The organism is Neotamlana nanhaiensis, from assembly GCF_000943555.1.
Taxonomy (GTDB): domain Bacteria; phylum Bacteroidota; class Bacteroidia; order Flavobacteriales; family Flavobacteriaceae; genus Neotamlana; species Neotamlana nanhaiensis.
Genome location: NZ_JTDV01000001.1, coordinates 204,463 through 226,070 on the forward strand (window position 1 = coordinate 204,463; position 21,608 = coordinate 226,070).

Consider the following 21,608-nt stretch of genomic DNA (forward strand, 5'->3'; position numbering starts at 1 on the left):
ATTTAAAGTGCTTTATATTTTATTTGATATGATTGATTTGGTTGAATGGTTAGTTGGTAACGATTTTCACTTGCTTTAGAGATTTCACCGAGGTTTGATTCGGGTTGCACTGAACTTTCTATAATTAAAACTCCAACACCTTCTGAAGCTGATAGCTTTATTTCTGAAGTATTGCAGAACAAAGTAACTTGACCGTTTGGAGTCGGTACTTTACCTTCAATCCATTCCAATCCGCCTAAATTTGGTTTTACTTCATATTCAGTATAGCCAGGAGCTGTTGGTTGCACGCCTAAATAGTAGCGCCCGAATAAGTAAATAGGACTTGCGCCCCATGCGTGACACAAACTCTTTCCGTAAGGCCTGCCATACATTTCAAGGTGTTCATCGTCGTTTTGTTTAGGATCGTATTTTTCCCAAAACGAGGTCGCTCCTAGATTGAGCATACCACCCCAGTAATCACAAATTTCATCTAAAACAAATGCTTGTTCGCCCATGGCACAAAGCGCTTCTAACTCGTAAAAACGCATGTATGGTGTGGTTATTTCTAAAATATCGTCGTTTAATAAAACTTTATTTTTTACGCTTTCTTTTTGTTCTTCGGTAAAATAATTGAAAAATATACCGAACATATTGGCATAGCGTGTTACCATATCTTGAATGTTGCCATCAAGTCGTTGGTGTTTCATCACTTGGTTTTTCTCATCCCAAAACACCTTAAAAAGTTCATTTTTTAACTCACTTGCTAATTGTTTATAACGCGATTCATCTTCAGCTTTACCCGTAATATTAGCGCTTACTTGCATAACCTCTAAGCTTCTTGCTAATAACATTTGCTCGAAACTCACTTCTCCTGCTTTTGGTAAGCCATCAGCCCAATCAATAAATACCCAATCGCCTTCTAACGGTTCTAAAAATCCGTTTTCATTTCTTCTTTCTAAGCAGTATTCCATTAAGGATTTCATGCGCGGATAAAAGGTTTTTATAAACTTGGTATCGCCTGTAAATAAATAATAATCGTAAACCCCAACAAACCAGTACAACGAATAATCCATGATGGTATTAACATGAGCTGTAACAGGCTCTTTTCCGCGAAGCGCAACCATTGTGCGCTCTACCGATTGCGAATCGAAGAACAAATAATAGTTCATTAAATAACTTTGGTAAGCATCGCCAGACCAAATCCAACGATCGCGTTTTATACCATCGATAAAGAACTCTCGAGATGTTAAATGCATGGTGTAAGCCGAAACATCCCAGATTTTGTTTAGTTTGGCATCGGATGACTTGAAACTACCGCGATAATCCAACGGTAAATATTCATACAACATGGAGATTGAATCATATTGTAACGAATCTTCTTTTTGTACTTGCACATATCTGAAAGCTTTTGAACCTTCTAAAGTATAAATCGCATCTTGACTGCCATCAAACTCTAAATTATCTAAGGTTTCACATTTTTCAGTATCTAAAGCTTCTTCGCGAGATTCGCCGTAGTACAAGGTTAACTTTCCTGCTCCATTTAAGCCATGAATTTTAATGTAACCAAAGGTTTCCTTACCAAAATCGATAAGTTCGCCACCGTTAATTGTTTCTGCGTGTTTAGCTTCCCAAGGTTCGGTTGCTAATTGAAATTCTGATGGCTTCTTATTAGGTGCATCAAAATTCCATGACCCCACAGGCATCCATGGTGTTCCTGATTGTTGTGCTTTTCCGTTTTCGTCAATCCAAAGTTTATCTTCGTTAGTTACTTGCCATGACGCGTTAGATTTCACATATCTACCATCAATAAAAATGGCAGGTAAAACCTCCTGATTATAAACTTTAAAAGCTATTTTATGCTTTCCGGCTTCAATTTTAAGTGATTTTGGTTGTCCGTAAATTTGAACATCATCAATTAATAACTGAAAAGGCCCTTCGGAATATATTTTTATCTCATCGTCTTCTGGAATTTCGACTTCGGTTTGAAACGTTACCAATGGGTACGGACTGTAATAACGCCAAAGCGGTGGAAAAACCGCTTCTCGCTCGGTGCGACGTACCTGCATTTTGTTACTTAACCATATTTCGAAATCACCTGGATACCAAATCCATGTTGCGGTATTAAGTGAATGAGAGTTGTTCATTTTTTTTAATTTTAGACTAAAGTATCAAGCACATAGTAACTATACTTTCAAGTTCCTTTTCAGCTTTAATACTTGTCATTTATAATGTATTTTAAGCCTATCAAGACGGTATTAAATATCGTCTCCATAGCGTTCTTCTGTAATTTGTTCTAGTGTTTTCCCTTGGGTTTTTGGCGTCCAAATTGTACCAATTATTAAAGCCACAATAAGTAAGCCAATCATAATATTCGCTGCCATATGGAAGCCTTCACCATGTTCGCCGTAAATAAACACAAACCCAAAGCCCCAAATTGCTGCAATAGCTCTTACTGCAAAAAACATAATGCCTTGTGCTGCTGCACGATATTTGGCAGGAAATAATTCTGATGCCCAAAGCGCATAAAATGCTTGCACACTTACACCCGCATGAATACCCCAAAGTATGGTGAATGTCCATAATGCAGCATGATCTTTAATACCAATAAAAATTAAGATCGCCCATGCTGCAATACCAACTAAGGTACCAATAAAATAGAGCCAACGTTGGTTCACTTTATCTACCAACATAGAAAAACCAAAATACGTTACGGCAATTATAACAAGCCATTGTACCGCAGAAACCATGTTAGCTTCCTCGTTCGATAATCCGCCGGCTGTTTCGTAAATATGTTGCTGAAAAAAGCCCATCACAGATGCTACCATATTCCAAGTCACATAAATACCCGCCAGAAATAACATAGTGCGAATGTTGACTTTTTTAGTGAACAGCGAGCCGAAAGACGCAAAAACACTTGGTTGGCGTTCTTTATTTTGATTTTTCTTAGCTTCTTCCCAATCTTTGGATTCGTTAAGCTTACGCTGAAGATTCCATGCAATGAAAGCGACAATAAATAGCGAGCCGAAAATGATACGACTGCTAAATACATTTACAGCTTCTAAACTCGCATCGCTACCAATAAAAAGTTCTGCGACAGATTTTACAAAACCAAAAAACACGCCTGCTGAAGCATCATCTTCACCTGGAGCCAGCAGCATACCTAAAAGTAAAATTATGGTTGGACCAACGCCCCAAGCAAACTGAGAAATACCCATGTTGCGACCACGGTTTTTAACTTCAGAATTTTCAGAAATATACGTCCACGATGCTGGAACACCAGCACCAACCGATATACCTGTAATTAAAAATCCTGCTAATAACATGGGGAAATTAACCGTAAACATAATTACCGCTACTCCCAACATGTATACTAACATGTTATAAGTGTAAATTGTTTTTCTTCCGTATTTATCGGCTAAAAACCCGCCAATAATGGCGCCCACTGCAGCACCAAAAGCATTTGCACTAAGCGCATTTAACCAGCCCAAGCTACCTTCATTTAACGACAAGTAATTTTGCCAAAGCGTTAAACCACTTGCACCGGCTACAATAGCTCCTGCATCTAAATAATTGGTTATAGATACGGCAATGGTACTTTTTAAACTTCCTTTTTTATGTTCCATGATTCTTTGTGTTGCAATTGCTTTAAAAGCAACGCCATAATTTCATCTTATTTGTTTTGAAGTTCTGCCTAAAATTCTTTTTGAGCAGAATCCCAGCACTCTTCAATAATTTTTTTGTATAATAAGGCTTGTTGCCAACGGTCGCCCTCTTCTATTTCTTCACCATCTTGATTAAAAATGGTTCTTTCATAATAAATTTCCGCTTTTAGCAATTCTATAGTAAAACAGATATAATCTCCTGGATTCGCCGATTTTAAAAATCCTAAAAATGAACGCTTCCACATCTCTTTAAAATGCTGCACATATTCGGCGTTTTTATCTTTTACATCTACTTGAATACTTCCTGGATTTCCTATTCTACCATGCATGAAACGTACTCTATTGAAAACTGGTTGTATATAATCCCATTTGTTTTCTATACCGCCATAAACCATTTCTTGACCTGTGTACCAATGTGAAAAATCACCATTAAAACGAACTTCAGGAAAACGTTTGGTTAACTCTACAGTCCGCCATAAATCTTGTGTTATCGTAGCGCGATGTGTTTCGATATAAATTGGAAAATCGTATTTCTCTGAAATCTTTAAAACATAGCTTACCAAATTATCTATTTCGGCATCAGATTCCATACCCCAACCTAAATGAATAGACGCGCAGTTATAATTTCCTTGCTTCCATTTGGGCATTAATTCATCTAAATCACCTACTTGATTAATTCTAGCATGAGCCGTTAATTCTAAACCTAACGCTTTGCATAATTCTGGATCACCATCTTGAATGCCTTTAAAACCCGCTTTTGCTATAGCTTCATGCTTTTCTTTATCGTTTCCTTTTGGTCCTGATGAAAAAGCTGGCAACTCATCACAGGTGTTATAATTTATATCAATTCGCAATGTAGGTGCATTGTTAGTACCGTTATTTGTATTTTTTATCGCTTTCATTATTAATGTCCATTAAAGTAAATATACAGACCTATCATTGTTGCAATTAATACGCCCCATAAAAGCTTAACCCTAGGTGAAACTTTTGCAATTCCTGAATAATCTAATGTATTTTGATGTGTTGATTTATCTTTTACTAACAACGAAATTGCCACTATTACAACCGATAAGAACACGAAAATGTAAAAAGATAGCAGTAAAAAATGTGGCCAAATTTTAACACCTGCTTCTGGATTATTTGGAAATACCCACAGGTACAAAATGCCGATAGTTAAACTAAAAAGTGTTCCGAAAATAAGAATGCTATTGGCTGCTTTTGCTGTTGTTTTTTTCCAGAGTACTCCAAATAAAAACACTACAGACATAGGTGGCGCAATAAAACCTAAAACCGATTGAAAAACATCAAACAAGTTTAAACCTTTTATACTATTGATTGCTAGCGTAATAAATATTGATAGAATGGCTCCAATTACCGTTACCAAATGTCCGATTTTAATAATGCGTTTATGACTTGCCTTCGGATTTATTTTCTTCACATAAACATCCATTGTAAATACGGTGCTTAGTGCATTTAAAGAAGAATCGATGGTACTTACCAGTGCTGCGATTAATACAGCCATAACAAGACCTTTCATACCTGTTGGAAACAACTCCGTAACCATGGTCATGTAAGCTGCATCGGGATTTTCTAAACTTGGAAATAGCACGAAGCACATAATCCCCGGAAGGATAAATAAGGGTACATCAATAATTTTTAACCAGGCTGTAAAATTGGCTCCTAATTGTCCTTCTTTGACATTTTTGGCGCCTAAAACAGATTGTACCATGGATTGATCTGTACACCAAAACCACACACCCATAACCGGATAACCTAGTAATATGGCAATCCATGGATAATTGGCATCGTTAGCTGGTAAAAATAAATTCCAGTAATTATCTGGCGTTTTGCTGACTAACTCACCAAAACCGCCTACACGATCTAAACCAACCCACATTAATATAAATGATACTACAATAAGCAATACCATTTGAATTACATTAGTGTAAACGATTGTTTTTAAACCTCCTGCCAACGTAAAAAATGCGGCAATAGCTAATAACAGTAAAACTGAAAGCCACATAGGAAGATTTAAAATTTGCTGAATTAATATACCTCCTGCAAATAAGGTTAACGACAACCAACTCAGTAAAATAGTAACAATGGTATACCACGCCAAAATGTTTTGCGTAGAGTTACCAAAGCGTTTTCCCATATATTCTGGAAGTGTTTGCACCCGAGCTCCTAAATACCTTGGTGCAAATACAATAGCCAAAAGCAAAATAAAAATAAATGCGTACCACGAAAAATTACCTGCAACAACCCCTGTAGTATAGCCAATACTAGCATTGGCAATTAACATAGAAGGCCCCACGTTGGTTCCCCACATATTAAAGCCAATACTTTTCCAGCTTAAGGAGTTTCCTGCTAAAAAGTAATTCTCATCTACACCGCGTTTATTTTTTAAACTAAACCATGCACCTAAACCTACTAAGGTTACTAAATACAGGCCTACTACGGCAAAATCGATAATATTTAACTGTTCGTAAATATTCATTTATAATCGCTTAAAATTTTATTAGTTTGTTGTTGTTGTTTTGAAAAATTAAAACACCCTAAAATACATTAAATAATAATTTAAGTACATTTAGGGTGTTAATAAACTAAACTAATATATACTTATTTTTTCACCTTTTCTTATAAAAGGTTCAGCCCAGTATAAAGGCTCCGTTTCATTTTTTAAAATTGGTTCAGCGGAATACTGAATTAATAAAACTCTTCTGGATTTATTAGTAGTATTCGATCCGCTACGGTGAAAACAGGTGCTTGAAAACAAAGCAACATCGCCCGCGTTTAAAACTGCTGGAATACCAGGGTTTTCGCCAAAGTATCCTATTTTATCGTTGGTACCTTCTTGTAAAACATGATCTATTCGTTTTTCGGTACCAGCATCTTTATAAGGTAATAAGTATACGGTTCCATTTTCTTCGGTAACATCATCCAACGGACACCAAACAGATAAATATGGTTTATGCTCAAAATCTAAATACCCAGAATCTTGATGCCAAGAGAAAGTCATTCCTTTATCGGCTGCTTTAACTACAAACTGCTCTAAAAATAAATAGACTTGTTCTCCTAGAATTTTACGGGTAATTTCTTCCATTTCCTTACCAAAAATAAGGTCTTGCATGGTCTCACTATCTTTGTAACGCAAAGCAATAAAGTAACGCTTTCCTTTATGGTTAATTTCATCAACTTCAACACCTTTTGCATCCATTTCATCATCTTTTTCTTTAATGAATCGTTGACACTCGTCTCTTAAACGATTAATTAGTTCTTGCGGAATTACGTTTTTTACTATGCAAAACCCATCTTCCTTAAACTGGGAAATTTGCTCGTTGGTTATTACTGCACTCATCTTATTTAGTTGTTTGTTAATTGTATTATGTATTTAAAAATTCTAAATGGTTCCAAATACCTTTAAAATTCTTATCTATTTTTAGTTTTATTATTTTATTTAAATCCATTTGATCTGTACAACCTACAGCTTCAGGATAAACTGGAATTTCAGCACCTTCAACCACCCAAACTGGCATATCTTGGATGTTAGCTTCAAAATTATTTAACCAAACACCGCCTGTAATTGCTTCGCCTGTAAAAAAGTTTATCCATTTTCCTTCTGGTAAATAAATGTCGCGACAATTTTCAGAATTCATCATAGGAGCAACCATAAAATGATCTCCAAAATAATATTGATCGTCGATGTGCCACACCATTTTGTCCTTAGGATGATGCATTAATAAGGCTCGTGTAACCGGAAAGCCAGACGTTGTTGTCTTCTCGCCTTCTTGCAAAATATATGGAATTAACGCATAGCGCAGTTTCCACCATTTTCTAATAATATGCGTAATTTCAGGATAATAATATGGTTCTCGTTTTGACGTGCCGTGGTAACGCATATGCGAAGTAAATACGCCAAATTGAGTCCAGCGTACGTACAAATCGTTAGGAATTACCGAATTCATAAAATCGGGTACACCATGAAAACCTGGTACATCGTGACTCCAAAAGCCAAAGCCCGATAAGCCTAAATGTAAACCACCTTTTAAGGAACCTGCCATTCCGTCCCAAGACGCAGCAGCATCGCCTCCCCAATGAATGGGATAACGTTGGCAACCACTCCAACCAGCACGTGCCCAAACAATACCATCGCCAGTAACTTCTTTGGTAACCTCGAAAGCTGCTTTTTGATATAACAAAGCATACAAATTATTCAATTTTTCGGGTGCCATGTTATGGTAATTAGCATCTAAATGTATCTCTTCGCCAAAATCGGTTTTTATACACGTTACTCCAAGCTCTAACAAATCACGTAATAAGTTTTTGTACCACTCGACAGCTTTTGGGTAAGTAAAATCGATACTTCCGGCATAATCTAAATTGCTAAAATTTGATCCGCCTCGCATCACCTCTGTATTTAACTTACCTATATAATTATTGGTTTTAGCTTCGTTGTACTGCGCTGCATTTTCGGAGATATAGGGCATTTGCCATAAACTTACGCGATACCCATTATTTTTTAAATTAGTAACAAATTGTTTGGGGTTTGGGAAACGTTCGGTATTGAATTTCCATTCGCAAAGCCAATCGGTTTCAAACCAACCAGTATCTAAATGAATAACATCGCACGGGTAATCCTCTTCCCTTAATCTGTTGCAAATCGTATTTATTTCTTCCTCTGAAAAGTAGGTCATTCTACTCATCCAAATGCCGTAACTCCATAGCGGAGGTGTGACTGGAAATCCTGTGATTTTTTTATACTGATATATGATTTTCTCAGGAGAATCGTCGCCAATTAAGAAAATATCTAACACAGGTTCTTCAACAAGTAATTGTACCGATCTTGTAGAAAAATCGGCCATTGAGAACTTACAATACGACGATGTATGTAAAAACAACCCATACATTTCGCTCGATAAATAAAACGGAATATTTTTGTAAGTACGCTTATTATTTACCCCTTGTCCATCTTGATTTTTAAGCTGAAAGGTATTTCCTGAAAGATTCATTTTACTGAAACGCTCGCCGGTACCCACAAACTTTTCGTCTGGTTTTGCATGAAAAGAAATTGTGGATTTAGCAGGTTTACCATGTTGCTCTATAAACGATAAACACATGGCATCCATACGCCCTGGAAAAAACTGATCGTAAGCACTTACCGTAATAGCCTTTTTACCGTCTGGATAAAAGGTGGCTTGTAATGATTCTTCTGGGCTTGGTAATAAATCGCTCCAATAATCAATTTCTGGTTCCGATAAATCGAAAACCGCTCGGGTAACTTTATTAGCATCTTTAATTACCCATTTATTTTTTGTTTTGGTAAAACTTAATTTAACTTCTTCTACATAAGTCGCCATTTCTATCATTGGCGAGGTTTCTTCAATTTCTTTTTCAAAACCAATACTAACTCTTAAAATTTTACCATTAAAGGCACGTACAAAAAGGTAAAACTCTTTTTTTGCAATATTTTTATCTGGTTCAATTTCGTTTGAAAGCTTTTGGCACTGAAAAGGTACCGTAAGCACTACCCCAAGTCCAGATTGCGAAATAGCTGTTGGTTTGCACGCTTTCCATAGTTTAGATACGCCTTCCTCTTTTGAAAGATCGGTATTAAACTCTAAAAAATCGAAAAACTGATGGTTAGTCTGGTTCATTTATTCATTAATGTTTTACCAAGCAGCTTCTTACATCTGCTTTGTAGCTTTTATGATTAAGTTGTAATCATAATTAGTTAGTTTAGTTTCTCTAAAAACACCCAAGTTTCGTTTGGTTTGGTACCTTCAATACCTGTTTGATATTTTTTCATTATGGCATTCCAATCATCTACTCTTGGATTATTTTCGGTTGTTTTTGGATTAAGATTATCTAAATTTTCTCCTTTTGGAATACTGATTACCAACATAAGCTGTCGCCCTGATTTAAATACTTGTAATTGCTGAAAATTAGCGTTGCAAAATCCGTTTGATACTTCGGGCCAATCGTTAAATTGCGTGTTATGATATTGCAAATATTCTTTTTGAAGCGTTTCGTCTTCAACCAAATTTGCTGTTAGTAAAATGTGTTCCCATTCATCAGCTAAAACCTTATCTTCACAATGTTCTGCCTTTTTAAAATGGTAAAAAGGTGTGTTATATGTTTTAATTTTAGCTGTAGGACATACTGCTGACAATTCGTTTTGTAAATGCGTGATATGATTTAATTTTCCGTATAACACCAAATGATTTTTCCACTGGTATAATTGTGCATTGATAACCCCGTTTGTTTTTGCTACTTTTTTTATAGTTTCAACATCGAAGTTTTCCCCAATCATTTCAACTGCGGCAAAATGTGGCACTTCTTGCAATGGCCAATTTTCATCAACCACAACATCGTTTAGTAAATATTTATAAGGTGATCGAACACCTGCATTACGTTTAATACTGTCGTTTACAAATGCGTTATTATGCTGCCACTTATTGTTTGGACCATTAGCGTTTTGAAGAAATTTTTCGGCAGGCACCCAATTGTTCTCCACATTAAAATACGAAGAACCTTCATCGGTATACAAATAAAACCAGTGGTACGGATCGTGAGCATACGGGTTATAATAAATGCTATCAATAACATTTTCCTTAATTACACTTCCTGGTTGCGCCGATAAAGTATAAATACCAGCGGTATCGTATAAATGTTTACCATAATGATGAATTTTGTTCGCCACCACTATATTGCCAGACATGGCATTTATGGTTTTTGTCCAACCCCAACCTAAGCCAATACCAGTATATGATACTTCTGCAATTTCGTTATGAGCTATGGTTATGTTTTTTACAAAACCAGCACTAATACCAACACAACCCCAATCTTCGTTGGTAACATTGGTAATTAAATTATCTACAATAGTTTCGTTATTACAAACTTCTCTAACATCTTTAGGATTGTATGGTAAATGTGTTTCGAAGGATTCATCGGAAAAAACACCGACATTAATAGCGCTTCCACCAATATCTTTAAATAAATTTCCTTGAATTATATTATTATTTGTGCCTTTGTGTAAATCTAAACCTGTTGATGCCAAGTGCTTAAATTCGCAAGCTTCAAAGCGAATATTATTTGAAAAATTGACTTCAACAGCTGCTCTTGGTCGACCAATCCATGCCTGATTTTCTAATCCCGCCTTATCTGGTGTTCCGGGAGTTTTCAACTTATAAGCATCTAATAAATACATGCCGGCTTGAATGGGTACATGACCTTTTTGTGAAGGGCGTAGCCAATTACTATATTGGAATCCTATATTTTTGAAATACACATAACTTACTGGAGCATCAATTGTTCCTTTAATTTCAACTAAATTTTCTAAAACAGGCACAATAACTGTGGCCTTTTTGATTTGCTCTCCTGTTTTTGGATAGTAATAAATTTTGCCTTCATCTTGATTTAAAAACCATTCTCCAGGCTCGTTTAGCAAGCTCAAAGCATTGTTTAAATAAAACGCCGAATTACCCGTTTTTTTTGAAATCCATGGTGCGGGCCACGGATGCTCACTTTGAATTCTACTTTCTGGTTGATGAAAATATAGTTTGGCACTATCGCCTTTTACTTCCATGTCTTTTATCCGCAGGTTAGCAATTGCCCACCATTGCTGGATAAACATTTCCATTCCTGGTTGAAACTTTAGTTTTTTATCTTTAAAAGGAATCCAACAAGTTTGTGATGTTTTATCCCATGATAAAATTCTATCCATGTGGTTTCCTGAAGTACTTTTTGCTCTAATAGCTTTTTCTCCATTTACCCAAAGTTGACGAAAATTTAAAAGGTTTCCTGCTTGTTTTGGTGCATCGGCAACCCAAACTGTGCCTGCTTTTAATCCATTAATTGATTTGGCTTTCTTCCACCCAGTAATTTGAATTCCTCCGCTTATTATGGGAGTGGTTTCGTTTTGGGATATAATCCAGGTTGGACTTTCGGCTGTTCCTGAATCCTCAGGACGAATAAAAATAGGTTCATTTAACACATAAGTGCCATCCATTAAAATAATTTGAATACCATCTTTAATGCCCACATCATTTAAACGGCGCATATTTCTAGCTTTTCGTAAAGCCATATTTACTGTTGCTAACGGGCTATTTTTAGTCCCTAAATTAGCATCACTACCCGTAGTACTCACCCAAATATCGGCAGCATGCCCAGAAAAAAAGGTGCAAATGGCAAGAATAAAAACAGTAAATTTTAATAATAATTTAGTGTACATTTTGTTAATGTCTCTTAAAAGTTAGATATAATACTTAAAAGTATAAATATCTATTTTATTTAGTTTGTTGATGGCTGTTTATATAAAAAAAGCCGTATTGGTATTGGCTTTTAAAACTTTAGCTAATATTGTTAATTTATCAATATTTGAATAGCATTTTTAAACTTTGGTCAATTTTATAAAGCTTCAAATACTAAATTCGTTTTTTATATCGTTAATCTTTATGGGTAAACCAGTTTGTAAACTTCTGTCCATAGCTTGAAGCAAAACAATGGTACCAATACCTTCTTCCATATTAGGGTAAGCAGTAAAATTTTGTTCAATACTATCAACAAAATATTCTAAATAATTTTGGTATTCGCCAGCATGATGTGTTTGCCCTTCAAAGCGGTAGTAGTATTTTAACTTATCGTCTCCCCAATAAATAATTTGCTCTTCGCCTTCTTTTGTTGTAATTGAATAACGCAATTCATGGTAATCGGCTTGACTTGCTCCTAAAGTACCTCGTAAAATACAACTCAACGTACTATCGCGTTTTGTAGGTTGTGTTGGAGAAGAATACACACCGCTTACACGAGCTACATGACCTTGTTTAGATTTAAAAATAAAGTGCATTGCGTCTTCATTTTTTAAACCCGCATCTTTACCGTTGCTGCTTATCATCCCGTATCCCATAACTTCAACTATATCGGGCATGTACCAACGTATAAAATCTACCGGATGACTTAAACCTCCATATAACCATTTAAAAGATTTTAATAACGACCAATCCTTTTTTAAAAACCAGCGGTTATCGGCATGGTAATGGGCTTCAACTGTAATTAAATCTCCTATAAAACCTTTATCGAATTCCAGTTTTTGTTTTCTCATGGGTTCAGAAAACCTAGAACTTTGCCCAATAAATACTTTTTTTCCTGATCTTTCACCAATTTCTAGTAAGTCTTTGGCTTTAGATAAATCGTCAATAAAAGGCTTTGTACAAACTACATGCTTTTTATACATCAAAGCTTGTTTAACATGTTCGGCATGTAAATGGTCGGGGGTATAAATGGCAATTATATCTATCGATTCATCTTGAAGTAAATCGTTATAATTAGTAGTATAATTTTTAAAATCGAATTCCTTGGCACGTTTTTTACATAGTTTTTCGTTTAAATCGCAAACTGTAACCAAGTTTAGTTTTTCGCTTTCTAAAGCAGCAGACATAGTACTCCTACCTTCTCCTAACCCAAGAATCGCAATATTTAACATAATAGTAGTTTAATTGGTTATAAAAAACTACCGATTGAAATAATTAATTAATCAGTAATTTAAACATAAAATTAACTTTGTTTACAAAATAATTATGCTATTTTTATGCGGTGGTCAATTTTATAAAAATCAAGATGCTATAATTGATTTTAAATTAGCTCTCAATAATTAATTGACCACCTACCAATTAAATTAAATAAAGAGAAATTATCACAAAAATTAATTACTATGGGCAACCCAGGTTCTTGGTGGCATAAGGATAACCTTGGCCCTTTAGAAAATTTACCTTTCATCGTACAATTTGGAAGCATGAAATTTTCTAAAGTAAGGCTAGACGAAACAATGCGACCGCATTTAAACGATGGTATTGAAATTCATTTTGTAAATAGCGGAAAATACAAATGGGTTGTTGACGATAAAGAAGTTGAATTACTACCAGATAATTTGTGTATCACTGCACCATGGCAACTTAACGGTAGCCCCACAGGAAAAATGGATATTGGCCAAATTAACTGGATTGTAATTAAACCTAAAAAATATACAAAAAGCACGCCACTAAATTTTGGTTCTTGGACTAAATTACCTGTAAGTTTTCAAGAAAGTCTTGGTGCTATGATTGCTGACGATAACAACCTAGTTATTGAAAAAGCGAAAATTTTTAAGAAGTATTTTGTTGAGCTTGAAAAAGAATTAACGGCGCAAAACGAGGGCTTTGAAATTATGGTAAAAAACATAATTGAAAACTTTTTTATTGAATTACACCGAAACCTATCCTTTAGAAAACAAAAAATTCATGAGGAAAATAATTTTATCGATAATTTAACCCAACTTATTTTAAAAGACTTAAATAAAAAATGGATTATCGATGATTTGGCTTACCGTTTTGGCATGGGAAAAACCAAATTTACTTACGAAGTAAAAAATCTTACGGGTTACCCGCCTAACAGTTTTATTATTAATTTAAAAATAGAAAAAGCTATTGATATGATTATGAATGATGAAACGAATATGTCTGAAATCGCATATGCTTGTGGATTTTCGTCGTTACAACATTTTACATCAACCTTCTCGCAACGTATTGGTATTAGCCCCGGAAAATATAAAAATCATAAAAAATAATTTTTTCTGTTATAAAAAAGCGCACCAAACTAATTTAAGTGCGCCTTTAAGTCCCTAAAAATTTTGTTAATAACTAGATACAAGTATACAAAAGTGCCGTTTATAAAACTTACGGAAAACCGCAAATAAAAATTTTTCTATACAAATAAAGGATTAAAGATTACAACAAAATGTATAAATCTTAATACCAGTTTAATTCAATTTTTTTGTCTGTTCTCAAAAAATCTCAATTTAAAAATACATTTCATCGATTATTTTTGCGTTTCATAGATTTTTAATTATCTTTGCCTTATAGTTTTAGTCCCAAACTAAACTTAACCTATTTATGAAAGTAATTGCTAATCCCCAAAGTTGGCTACTACTTGTACTTAACTTATTTATAGTGTTTTGCGTAAATGCTAAATCAGATATAAAAGTACAACACCTAAAAGTAGACGTCCCGAGTGCAGGTTTAACCTTAAACGCTCCATTCGATTTTACAGCAGTATCAAATTTAAGTAAGGCTTTTGTTATTAGTAGTAATAACAGACTTAACAGTGCAGGGTTAACAAATTTAAATGAATCATTAATACTAAGAAGTTCAGCGTTATCTAGCACTGGTATTGACTATGGTAAAGGTTGGGGTAACGACTACTTTAATTCACTTACCGAAGCCGCCCATTGGAGTTACAGCAGTGGTAACTTAACGGAACGCGAAATCCAAATAATAAATTTTTCAAATGTTACTTCGGCTCCCGAAATTGATGTTACAGGAAGTAACAACTCAATAATAGGCGACGGCTCAAACGTTCCTGTATTAACCAATAATACCGATTTTGGAAAAGTACAAATCGTATCAGAAACAGTTACCAAATCATTTATAATTGAAAATACAGGCGATGCCCCTTTAACACTTGGCGCTATTTCACTATCCGGCACTACCGATTTTAGTATTGTGGCTAAACCAACATCTGGAACCGCTATTGCTTCAGGAGGTACAGAAACCATTACTATTTCGTTTCACACTACCACCGAAGGTTTTCAAAGTACTACTTTAAGTATTGCCTCAAACGATTCAAACGAATCAAATTATCAAATTAATTTAGTTGCCGAAGGTGATAAAGTGTTTTTTGACAGTGACAATGATGGGGTATATGATGATGTTGACGTTGACGACGATAACGATGGTATTTTAGACTCTGATGAAGAAAATGCTTGCCGACTATCTAGCTCCGCAACACAAGCCGACTATAAATTTTTAAACGAAACTTTTGGCACTGGTACTGGTCGTGGTACTGGAATTAGTTCTTTATACGCCGTATCAACCACTTACTGTTTAGAAGATGGTACGCCTGGTTCGAGTTGCTCGGGTACCAATGCTGGTGTGGGCGATGGCGAATATACTGTCGCGAGCCACATTACCTCAGGTACATCGGGTGAAACTGTTGGACCAAATGATGCTATTGCCTCTTGGGCGTGGTATGCCTGGGCTCCTATTGAAGATCATACTCCAGGAGACACCAATGGCCGAATGGCAATTTTTAATGCTTCGTACGACCCTGGAATTTTTTACGAAACTCAAATTACAGGTACTTTAGCAAATGTACCTGTAACCTATAGCTTTTGGGCTGCAAATATAGATGAACCAGACCAAAGTTTTATAAATCAAGAAAATGGTGGAAATGCCAGTGCCTTTTCGCACCGAATTTTACCTAATGTAACGGTTAACTTTTTAACCCTTGATAGAAATACCGTTATTGCCACTTTCGATACCGGCGATATAACACGTTGTGGCGATACTTATACTGCAGGCGACCATACTGGAACCTATCCTCATGCAGCCGACGCAACCTACAACACTTGCGAAACTTCGGTTTGGCAACAATTTACCCAACAATTTACAACTAGCGAAACAGCGTTTATAGTGCAATTTGTTAATAATGCGCCTGGTGGTGCTGGTAACGATTTAGCTTTAGATGATATTGAAGTAAGACAAACCCTTTGTGATATGGATAGCGATGGTGTTGCCGATGTTTTTGATTTAGATTCTGATAACGATGGTATTCCAGATGTTGTTGAGGGCAATCCTACAAGTGCTAGTTTAAGCGAAGGAAAAGCATCTTTAACTGGTGTTTCTACATGGGTAGATGCTAACGGAAACGGTATGCACGACTCGATTGAAGGTATTTCTCCAATAAATTCTGATACCGATTTAACACCAAATTATTTAGATTTAGATTCTGATAACGATGGTATTTTTGATGTTGATGAATACAAAACAATAAGCACTAGCGCACCTGCTAATTTTGAAAACGGTGATGGAGATATTAATGGTGATGGTGTTGGCGACGGACTAGAAACGGAAGCTTTTAGAGAAAAAGATGCCGAAGGAGACGATATTATAGAATATTATGGTGATGGCATTTTAGATGTTTACGATTTTCATCAAGGCGCAAGCACCTACCCTGCTTCGTACGGGAATATTAATCAAGGATCGGCACCTTATTTCGCCCTAGATACCGATAGCGACGGAATTCCAAATTATATAGACCCAACAAACGATATTACTGGAATAAACGATATCGATACCGTAGAAATTTACGCCCATTTAACCAATACTTTAGGGGTTTTAGATGATACAACCGATTTAGATGGCGACGGTATTGTAGCATCACGAGATAGCGATGACTCCGTTTTTGGTTCTCCAAGAGATTTAAACGATAGTTATAGTTTAAGTTTTGATGGTAGAAACGATTATGTTGAAGATAGCAATGTTATATCATCTGGTAGTGCTACACTAATGGCATTTATAAAATCGAATGGCGCCAATACTAACACTAATAATCAAATAATTGCTGGACAGAACGATTTTTACATTCAACTTAATAGTTCAGATAATACAATTTCTGCCATTTCAGAAGGGATTACTTTAACCTCTTCAAGTTCAATAACAACAGGTATTTGGACACATATTACCATAACAACCCAATCTGGTGGTGATGTTGTACTGTATATTAATGGCAACGAAGAAGCTCGTGATATTTCTGGATCAGGCGGTATAACAAGTGCTTCAAACTTTATAATTGGTAGCAGCGCAACAAATAACAATTATTTTAAGGGTGAAATTGATGAAGTTCGTGTTTTTAATACCGCACTTTCAGAAACCACATTAAACCGAAGTATTTATCAAGAACTCGATGAAACTAACAGCTTTAATAGTGGTAAAATTGTACCAGCAGATATCGCTGCATCCTTTGGATCCAATTTAATTAAATATTATAAAATGGATGCTTACCAAGATGATATTTTAGACGATAAAACAACAGGTACACGCGATGCCGTAGGTGCAAAAATGTATAACTTTAAAGATATTTACTTCCAACGAGCTCCTATGCCATATGAAACAGCTTCAAACGGAAACTGGACCGATTCAAGTAGTTGGCTATACGGTGACCAATGGGATATTTCAACCAAACAAAACAATCCAGATGAAGCTTCTATAATTCATATAAAACACAATATAACGGTTAATGGCAGCTATATAACTCAAGGTACATCTGGTTTAATTATTGATAGCGGAAATACACTAACAATACCTAATGACAAAGGCTTTTTTAATAATTGGCATTTAGAGCTTGATGGTAAAATAGATTTGGAAGGTGATTCGCAATTTATACAAAGTGCTAACAGTACTCTTGATGCCACTAGTGCTGGAACTTTAGAGAAGGACCAACAAGGAACAGCCGATACGTACACTTATAATTATTGGTCGTCTCCGGTCGGATTTTCAAATGCTTCAACAAATAATAATAGCTATGCGGTTCCAAACGTTATTAGCAATATTAACTTTTTAACATACGGCTATAATGGGACATCATCGCCTGTGGCAGTGGCCGATTATTGGATTTGGAAATTTAATAACTTACCAAGTAACGATTACTCGTCGTGGCAACATGTAAGAAGTACTGGAACCTTACAAGTTGGAGAAGGGTTTACTATGAAAGGTCCTGGAACAGGTTCAATTACCGATGAGCAAACTTATGTTTTTGAAGGTAAGCCTAACAATGGTGATATTAATTTACCAATAACTGCTGGAAACGAATATTTAATAGGAAACCCATACCCAAGTGCTATTGATGCTAACCAATTTATTTTAGATAACGGTGCAAATATTGCAAGTGCGGGTGCTTCAACTGGAACCCTTTATTTCTGGGAACATTGGGGCGGTAATTCGCATGCATTAGGGCAATATCAAGGTGGTTACGCTACCTACACCTTGGCTGGTGGAGTTCCGGCAGCTTCACAAGGTAGTTCGCATCCCGATGTTGCAACTGGCGGTGTGCCCACTAAAACTCCGGGACGTTTTATTCCTGTTGGTCAAGGCTTTTTTGTTGAAGCCGAAAACTCTGGTTCCATTCAATTTAATAACGGTCAACGTGTTTTCCAAGTAGAAGACGGTACAAATTCAGTTTACTTTAAATCTAGAAAATCGAAAGAAGACCGAAAAGAAGCTTCAAAAACAACTCTTAGAATTGCATTTAATTCAGTAAACACCATTCGTCGTCAGTTATTACTAGCAATAGATGAAGCTTGTTCAGATGGTTTTGATTGGGGCTACGATGCTAAAAACATTGATAAGCAGATTGATGACATGTACTGGCTTATTGACAATGAAAAGTACACCATTCAAGGTATTAATAATTTAGATGAACAAACCATATTACCATTAGGTGTTCATACCAAAAAGACTGGAATTAATAGTTTTGCGTTAGACGATTTTAAAAACAACACTAATAATTTGGATGTTTTATTACATGATAGAACCCTCGATATTTACCATAATTTAAATACCGGAAATTACGAAGTACAATTAAATAAAGGGACTTATTTGGATCGCTTTGAAATTACCTTTGCACAAAGTAGTAATCAAGAATCTTTAAGTATATCTGAAGCAATTTCGAAAAATATTGATATTTATTTTTCAAACAAGAATAAAAACATTGTTATAAACAACCCTAAATCGCATGCTATAAACAACTTAACCGTTTTCAATATCATTGGACAAAACGTAATAGCACATCACAAAAATGGTAACGGCAATAACATTGTAATTAACACAAAACATTTAGCTTCTGGCACTTACATACTAAAACTAAATGTTGAAAATCATACAATTTCTAAAAAGGTTTTGGTGGAATAGGGTTTTATTAAACTTTAAAAATCATCGGACACATTAATTGCAATTAGGACACAACCCAGAAATTACAAAATTCATTTCTTTTACGCTATAACCTTCAGGAAGTTTAAAGGTTGGCTCTACATTGTCTAAACAAGTTACGGCATTGCACTTTTCGCAATTAAAATGCACGTGGTTGTGATGATGCTTGGTTGTGCAACCATCGCAACTCGCATAGTTAACCACGCCATCTATATTCACCACTTTGTGAATTAAACCTTCTTCCACTAGCCTATCTAAAACTCTGTAAATCGTTACTCTATCGCATAAACCTTCTGGCAATAACGATTTTATATCGGCGTGTGATAAAGTAGTTTCAGATTCTGTTATCAACCGTAATATTTCGGTATTAGCAACCGTTTTTCTCATCTTTAAATAATTTTAATGCAATAGTGTTGCATTTACAAATTTAATAATTAATTTTGCAACAGTGTTGCGTTTGTCTTCACTGATACTAAAAAATATTAAAATAATATCGATTAACCATAATATGTTATTAAAACAAAAAGCCGATACTTTAGGAATTGCATCAAGTAGCTTATGCCTTATTCATTGTGCAGCCACACCTTTTTTATTTATTGCTCAAGCGAGTTCTTCCCTTTATGGTTTTGAAAAACCGGTATGGTGGCAAAGTCTTGACTATGTCTTTTTAACAATTTCTTTTGTAGCTATATTTTATTCCTCTAAAAATACCTCAAAAAAATGGATTGCAGTAGCATTATGGCTATTTTGGAGTTTACTACTGATTACTATTTTAGACGAAACTTTTGAATTAGGGTATTTCTCTGAAGCGTTTATTTATGTTCCATCACTTGCCATTGTAGCATTACACTTTTACAATCAAAAATACTGTAAATGTAAAGACGATAACTGTTGTATTCACTAAATCCTTATTTGAATATGAAATCTGATAGTCATTTTGATGTCATTATAATTGGAGGTAGTTTCTCAGGACTTTCTGCCGCTATGGCGCTTGGTAGAGCGTTACGCCATGTATTAATTATAGATAGTGGTAAACCTTGTAACAGGCAAACACCACACTCACATAATTTTATTACCCAAGATGGTAAAACACCTCAAGAGATTTCGAGTGTTGCCAAAGCTCAAGTGATGGCTTATCCAACGGTGAAATTTTTCAACGGACTAGCCATTAACGGTTTAAAAACCGATTCTGGCTATAAAATCGAAACGGACGACAACAGAACATTTCATGCTCAAAAACTCATTTTTGCATCGGGTGTTAAAGATAATATGCCTGATATAAAAGGATTTTCAGATTGTTGGGGAATATCGGTAATTCATTGTCCGTATTGTCATGGTTACGAAGTAAGAAAAGAAAAAACGGGTATTTTAGCGAATGGTGATTTTGCATTTCACTACGCACAACTTATTAATCATTGGACCAAAGATTTGACCATTTTTACCAACGGCAAATCTACCTTAACCGAAGCGCAAACAAAACAAATAAACTCGCACAATATCAAAATCATTGAAACCGAAATTAATTCAATTAATCATAACAATGGGTACATTGATTCATTGATGTTTAAAGATAAATCCACAGTTAAATTAAAAGCCTTGTACGCGCGACCTAATTTTGAGCAACACTGTAAAATACCAGAAACTTTAGGTTGCGAGATTACCGAACAAGGTTTTATAAAAGTGGATATGATGCAAAAAACCACTCAAAAAAGTATTTATGCTTGTGGCGATAATGCTAGCCCCATGCGCTCAGTAGCTTATGCCGTTGCAGCTGGCAACGTTGCAGGAGCAGTGTTAAATAATGAAATAATTGAAGCAGAATTTACGGCTAAATAAAACGATTGTTTTACATTTGCCACATTCAACAATGAAAAGCACATTTAAACATAGAATAGCATTGATGTTGTTAATCTTGTTCGCTTCTATAAAGCTAACAGGATTGCATGAGCTTACGCATTCCGATACCGACCACGACACCTGTGTGGTTTGTGATATTGCAGTTGCGGTTAATGTTATTCCGTTTTTACCTGTTGATGGCGATGTGTTCCGTTTGGAAGTACAACAATTCCCTAACAAAACACAAAACGTAGAAACTTATACGTTTGTTTTTGTTAAGAACAACATCCCTAATTTCCTCTTTTCGAGACCTCCACCTACTGTTTAGTTTCCA

At 35.4% G+C, this 21,608-nt stretch carries 14 protein-coding genes; 5 read left to right on the plus strand and 9 right to left on the minus strand.

The genetic code is table 11. The annotated features are described in order from the left end of the window. Positions 1 to 2: 2 nt before the first annotated feature. The 8 genes from PK35_RS00735 to PK35_RS00770 form a co-directional block, all read right to left on the minus strand. Positions 3 to 2,123 (minus strand): alpha-L-rhamnosidase-related protein, encoded by a 2,121-nt coding sequence (locus PK35_RS00735; protein WP_044624748.1) that lies wholly within the window; start codon positions 2,121 to 2,123, stop codon positions 3 to 5. Positions 2,124 to 2,234: 111 nt separating this feature from the next. Continuing rightward, entirely contained in the window at positions 2,235 to 3,602 is a 1,368-nt protein-coding gene (locus PK35_RS00740) for an MFS transporter (protein ID WP_044624749.1), read from the minus strand. A gap of 68 nt (positions 3,603 to 3,670) precedes the next feature. Next, on the minus strand, positions 3,671 to 4,543 hold the full coding sequence (locus PK35_RS00745; protein WP_044624750.1) for a hypothetical protein: 873 nt from the start codon (positions 4,541 to 4,543) through the stop codon (positions 3,671 to 3,673). 2 nt (positions 4,544 to 4,545) lie between these two features. Beyond that, positions 4,546 to 6,138, minus strand: coding sequence for a sodium:solute symporter (locus PK35_RS00750; RefSeq protein ID WP_044624751.1), 1,593 nt, complete (start codon positions 6,136 to 6,138; stop codon positions 4,546 to 4,548). A gap of 111 nt (positions 6,139 to 6,249) precedes the next feature. Beyond that, positions 6,250 to 6,999, minus strand: a complete 750-nt coding sequence (locus tag PK35_RS00755) for a phytanoyl-CoA dioxygenase family protein (protein ID WP_044624752.1) — start codon at positions 6,997 to 6,999, stop codon at positions 6,250 to 6,252. Positions 7,000 to 7,024: 25 nt separating this feature from the next. Further along, positions 7,025 to 9,295, minus strand: a complete 2,271-nt coding sequence (locus PK35_RS00760; protein WP_044624753.1) for a glycoside hydrolase family 31 protein — start codon at positions 9,293 to 9,295, stop codon at positions 7,025 to 7,027. A gap of 77 nt (positions 9,296 to 9,372) precedes the next feature. Then, on the minus strand, positions 9,373 to 11,871 hold the full coding sequence (locus tag PK35_RS00765; protein WP_044624754.1) for an L-rhamnose mutarotase: 2,499 nt from the start codon (positions 11,869 to 11,871) through the stop codon (positions 9,373 to 9,375). A 186-nt stretch (positions 11,872 to 12,057) separates the two neighbouring features. Beyond that, complete coding sequence (locus tag PK35_RS00770) at positions 12,058 to 13,122, minus strand: Gfo/Idh/MocA family protein (protein ID WP_044624755.1); 1,065 nt, start codon at positions 13,120 to 13,122, stop codon at positions 12,058 to 12,060. A 228-nt stretch (positions 13,123 to 13,350) separates the two neighbouring features. On the opposite strand from PK35_RS00770, the gene PK35_RS00775 reads away from it, so the two are divergent. Next, positions 13,351 to 14,241 (plus strand): helix-turn-helix domain-containing protein, encoded by an 891-nt coding sequence (locus tag PK35_RS00775; protein WP_044624756.1) that lies wholly within the window; start codon positions 13,351 to 13,353, stop codon positions 14,239 to 14,241. Between the two features lie 325 nt (positions 14,242 to 14,566). After that, a complete protein-coding gene (locus PK35_RS17005; protein WP_052825738.1) occupies positions 14,567 to 19,420 on the plus strand; it encodes a LamG-like jellyroll fold domain-containing protein in 4,854 nt (1,617 codons plus the stop codon). A 33-nt stretch (positions 19,421 to 19,453) separates the two neighbouring features. Here PK35_RS17005 and PK35_RS00785 read toward each other — a convergent pair whose 3' ends face one another. Next, complete coding sequence (locus PK35_RS00785) at positions 19,454 to 19,825, minus strand: Fur family transcriptional regulator (RefSeq protein WP_044624757.1); 372 nt, start codon at positions 19,823 to 19,825, stop codon at positions 19,454 to 19,456. 121 nt (positions 19,826 to 19,946) lie between these two features. Between PK35_RS00785 and PK35_RS00790 the strand changes: the two genes are divergently transcribed. The 3 genes from PK35_RS00790 to PK35_RS00800 are packed head-to-tail and all read left to right on the plus strand — an operon-like array spanning position 19,947 to position 21,602. After that, the gene (locus PK35_RS00790; protein ID WP_044624758.1) at positions 19,947 to 20,342 is read left to right on the plus strand and encodes a MerC domain-containing protein; all 396 of its coding nucleotides are present in this window, start codon (positions 19,947 to 19,949) and stop codon (positions 20,340 to 20,342) included. 14 nt (positions 20,343 to 20,356) lie between these two features. Further along, entirely contained in the window at positions 20,357 to 21,274 is a 918-nt protein-coding gene (locus PK35_RS00795) for an NAD(P)/FAD-dependent oxidoreductase (protein ID WP_044624759.1), read from the plus strand. 31 nt (positions 21,275 to 21,305) lie between these two features. Further along, entirely contained in the window at positions 21,306 to 21,602 is a 297-nt protein-coding gene (locus PK35_RS00800) for a hypothetical protein (RefSeq protein WP_044624760.1), read from the plus strand. Positions 21,603 to 21,608: the final 6 nt, after the last annotated feature.

Bases quoted from the DNA above. Each gene is read 5' to 3' on its own strand.
- PK35_RS00735 (WP_044624748.1), bottom strand. From the start codon at position 2,123: ATGAACAACTCTCATTCACTTAATACCGCAACATGGATTTGGTATCCA.
- PK35_RS00740 (WP_044624749.1), bottom strand. From the start codon at position 3,602: ATGGAACATAAAAAAGGAAGTTTAAAAAGTACCATTGCCGTATCTATA.
- PK35_RS00745 (WP_044624750.1), bottom strand. From the start codon at position 4,543: ATGAAAGCGATAAAAAATACAAATAACGGTACTAACAATGCACCTACA.
- PK35_RS00750 (WP_044624751.1), bottom strand. From the start codon at position 6,138: ATGAATATTTACGAACAGTTAAATATTATCGATTTTGCCGTAGTAGGC.
- PK35_RS00755 (WP_044624752.1), bottom strand. From the start codon at position 6,999: ATGAGTGCAGTAATAACCAACGAGCAAATTTCCCAGTTTAAGGAAGAT.
- PK35_RS00760 (WP_044624753.1), bottom strand. From the start codon at position 9,295: ATGAACCAGACTAACCATCAGTTTTTCGATTTTTTAGAGTTTAATACC.
- PK35_RS00765 (WP_044624754.1), bottom strand. From the start codon at position 11,871: ATGTACACTAAATTATTATTAAAATTTACTGTTTTTATTCTTGCCATT.
- PK35_RS00770 (WP_044624755.1), bottom strand. From the start codon at position 13,122: ATGTTAAATATTGCGATTCTTGGGTTAGGAGAAGGTAGGAGTACTATG.
- PK35_RS00775 (WP_044624756.1), top strand. From the start codon at position 13,351: ATGGGCAACCCAGGTTCTTGGTGGCATAAGGATAACCTTGGCCCTTTA.
- PK35_RS17005 (WP_052825738.1), top strand. From the start codon at position 14,567: ATGAAAGTAATTGCTAATCCCCAAAGTTGGCTACTACTTGTACTTAAC.
- PK35_RS00785 (WP_044624757.1), bottom strand. From the start codon at position 19,825: ATGAGAAAAACGGTTGCTAATACCGAAATATTACGGTTGATAACAGAA.
- PK35_RS00790 (WP_044624758.1), top strand. From the start codon at position 19,947: ATGTTATTAAAACAAAAAGCCGATACTTTAGGAATTGCATCAAGTAGC.
- PK35_RS00795 (WP_044624759.1), top strand. From the start codon at position 20,357: ATGAAATCTGATAGTCATTTTGATGTCATTATAATTGGAGGTAGTTTC.
- PK35_RS00800 (WP_044624760.1), top strand. From the start codon at position 21,306: ATGAAAAGCACATTTAAACATAGAATAGCATTGATGTTGTTAATCTTG.